The sequence below is a fragment of the Candidatus Thermoplasmatota archaeon genome (assembly GCA_030018475.1).
Lineage (GTDB): Archaea > Thermoplasmatota > JASEFT01 > JASEFT01 > JASEFT01 > JASEFT01.
On sequence record JASEFT010000015.1, the window covers coordinates 22,115 to 24,918 of the forward strand.

Consider the following 2,804-nt stretch of genomic DNA (forward strand, 5'->3'; position numbering starts at 1 on the left):
AACACAGTTCCTGCTTTAGCAGTTCCACTTACCCAATCAGTTTGGATTATCCCTACGGATCCAGCTATAACTAGAATCGCAACTATTACTAAGGAAAAAGTTCGAGTGCAGTTCGTAGCTCTACTTGTTTTAATTTTGTTTCTTAACATCTTTCCAAACTTATTCAATCATGAGTATACTTTTTCTTTTTGAATATTATCTGGGACTAGGTGGTATATATATCTATCGAAAACAAGCTGTTCCTATAGTTTGCACTCAATGGATATTCCTCGAAATTAGTAGCTGATCATCAGGTTATATTTGCAGATTCGCCCTTGAGCGGGTCGAAGCTATTACCATTTATAGAAATACTTTTATGGTACAATTTTTGTATTGAGCTACAATCTTTCCTGCTTGCTCTTATACTTCCTATCTAAAAGCTCAGTAATCTCTTTTGCAATTTTTTCGCCAATTCCACAAACCTCTAAATCGCTCAAGTAATTTTAATATGAGATAACACATATATACTTCTAAGAAAAGCACATGCGAAAAGAGTGGCTTGAATGGTATGTATGGAATAAGATAAGAATGAGGGTAATCATTGAGCGTGAACGTAATAAAATAACAGACTTTGTAGTTCAACTAGAGATAAATGACAATGGCTGGAAAGAGGCAGTAAGATATAACTTTGCGCATGGGAAACCTCATAGGGATCTAATTCATAAAGATGGAAAGAAGGAAAAAGTTTGGTTGGGGGATAAAGAACTTACCGAAATATTGACATATGCGGAAATAGACATAAAAACAAATTGGAAACGATATTTAAAGGAGTGTGGTTGGCTTGAAATTGAGTAAGAAAGAAGAAAAACAGGTAGACAAGGGCTTAGAAATAACCTTTATGCATCTAAGAGAGATTTTAAGGAACCCTGAGAAAGTTGATGAGTATATCTCAGACACAAATTTCTTTCCGGTTTATCTCGAAGAAAAAGGTAAAAAAGCCCTGCTCTTAGGAATAAAACCAAGTAAATTGCCAAGGTAACAGAATGTGAGTAAAGCGGCTACAATCTTTCCTGCTTGCTCTTATACTTCCTATCTAAAAGCGCGGTAACCTCTTTTGCAGTCTTTTCACCTATCCCTTCGACTTTCATTAAATCTTTCTCTTTTGCAAGATAGACATTTCTCACAGAGCCAAAATGTTGTAGTAACGATTTTGATAATTTTTCACCTATGCCAGGCAAGCCCTGAACCAAGAATTCTTGCATTTGCTCTTGAGTTAAAAATTTGGGCTTGAATCTTAGAGCTTCTTCTCGCTTCTCTTTAAACTGGCGCTGATAGAGCGTATAAAGTAGAATTGCAGTTTGATTTCTGTCAGGGGTGAAGAATATAGGTATTCCAAGCTCAGAAATTATTGTATAGAAGCAGCCCCAGAAAGCACCTGGGTTTTTGAAATAATTTATTTCGTTGATATCGCCTTCTAAAATAAGTATTGAGCTGCTATAACATTCTTTTAACCTTTTCAACTGCTCAAACAATCTTTTCTTTATCATTGAGCTGAAGAAATCGCGCAAAGTTTTCCTTTCTATGCCAATCTTTCCAACAACATAATCTCCAGGAGTTATTGTCTTAACCTCAAACTTCACGCCTTTCTCAGCGAGCAAATTTTGAATTGATTTGGGCTCATGAGTATCGATAATCACAGATAGATAAAAAGTGTTATGCACAGAAATGTTTTTCTATAAAGCCACTCTAAAAAGATTATGATCTTAAGGGCTGTACTTTAATCTTCTTTAACCCTTTTTCATCAACAACCTCAAATTCCACATCTAAAAAATTCTTTATCAGCCACATATTAGTTTGCGCGTGTAAAGAAAGCTCTCTTACCAGAAATTTGCTCTCACCTTTTGCTAATGCAAGATAAGGTAGAATTTGATCTGCGGCATGAATGTCGAGAGTAGCACCCGAGTTAATTTCTTTTAATAGATTAAGTGCTGCTTCAGAGCCTACTTTTTCTGCGGGCAAGCCTTTTTCACCCAAACAAGAAGAGCCCAAGCAAGTGCTTTCATAATCAGCCCAAAGAGTGATACCGGTGCCCTGCCCATAAGCTAAAGAAACATTTTCTTCTATTTTTGTTGAGTAATTAATTAACTCTTTCAAAGCAGAATGCTTTATTCTTTTTAAAATATTATCCGGCAAATTTGAAATAAAGCATAATCCTTCGACTTGCTTTAGAGAGCCTCCACGCTCTAAACTCAATGGTTTAATTTCCTTTACCGGCTTAATCAAAATTTCTACTTCGCCACCGCCTCTAGGGTAATATCCTCTCCTTATCAATTCGAGCTCAGCTTCTATACCTAGCTTCTCAAGTAATTTAAGAAATACATTTTTGAAATAATCTATTGGCGGTGCAAATTTAACATCTGTACCCCCTGTTATGCTTAGCCTCACTTGCGAGCTGCTAAAAATAGAAGATAGCAAGCAGCATTGCAATACTAAAGTCACACTTCCTGCCGTACCTACATCAAGTTTAAACTCGCCTCCTTTCAATTTGCCGGGATAAAATTCCAGCTCCTTGGAGTTTTTTTCAAGACCTTTAACTTCAGCGCTGCAAAGCTCTGCCACACTCTTAACAGCGGTAAGATGTTGCGCCTGCAAACCTGGCTTAGAGCGCTTCGCTCTTACATTCACCACCCTCACAGGCTTTTTAGTGAGTGCACTTAGCGCTACAGCAGTTCTTAAAATTTGGCCGCCACCTTCGCCGTAAGAGCCGTCTATCACGATCATTTTTCTAACTTTAGAAAATGAGTTTCTCAGAATTAACTTTTTCT

General features: G+C 37.1%; 4 protein-coding genes. 2 read left to right on the forward strand and 2 right to left on the reverse strand.

Going from position 1 to position 2,804, the window contains the following annotated elements; translation table 11 throughout:
* The first annotated feature begins 522 nt into the window (after positions 1–522).
* Complete coding sequence (locus QMD21_03310; GenBank protein ID MDI6855798.1) at positions 523–834, forward strand: hypothetical protein; 312 nt, start codon at positions 523–525, stop codon at positions 832–834.
* Positions 827–1,018, forward strand: coding sequence for a hypothetical protein (locus QMD21_03315; GenBank protein ID MDI6855799.1), 192 nt, complete (start codon positions 827–829; stop codon positions 1,016–1,018). The genes QMD21_03310 and QMD21_03315 overlap by 8 nt, the downstream gene beginning before the upstream one ends.
* Before the next feature lie 19 nt (positions 1,019–1,037).
* Here QMD21_03315 and QMD21_03320 read toward each other — a convergent pair whose 3' ends face one another.
* Positions 1,038–1,676, reverse strand: a complete 639-nt coding sequence (locus tag QMD21_03320; GenBank protein MDI6855800.1) for an ERCC4 domain-containing protein — start codon at positions 1,674–1,676, stop codon at positions 1,038–1,040.
* A gap of 58 nt (positions 1,677–1,734) precedes the next feature.
* On the reverse strand, positions 1,735–2,760 hold the full coding sequence (gene rtcA, locus QMD21_03325) for an RNA 3'-terminal phosphate cyclase (protein MDI6855801.1): 1,026 nt from the start codon (positions 2,758–2,760) through the stop codon (positions 1,735–1,737).
* Positions 2,761–2,804 lie beyond the last annotated feature (44 nt).

What these genes read in the sequence shown, in the direction of transcription:
- rtcA (MDI6855801.1), bottom strand. Translation starts at nt 2,760, where the DNA reads ATGATCGTGATAGACGGCTCTTACGGCGAAGGTGGCGGCCAAATTTTA.
- QMD21_03310 (MDI6855798.1), top strand. Translation starts at nt 523, where the DNA reads ATGCGAAAAGAGTGGCTTGAATGGTATGTATGGAATAAGATAAGAATG.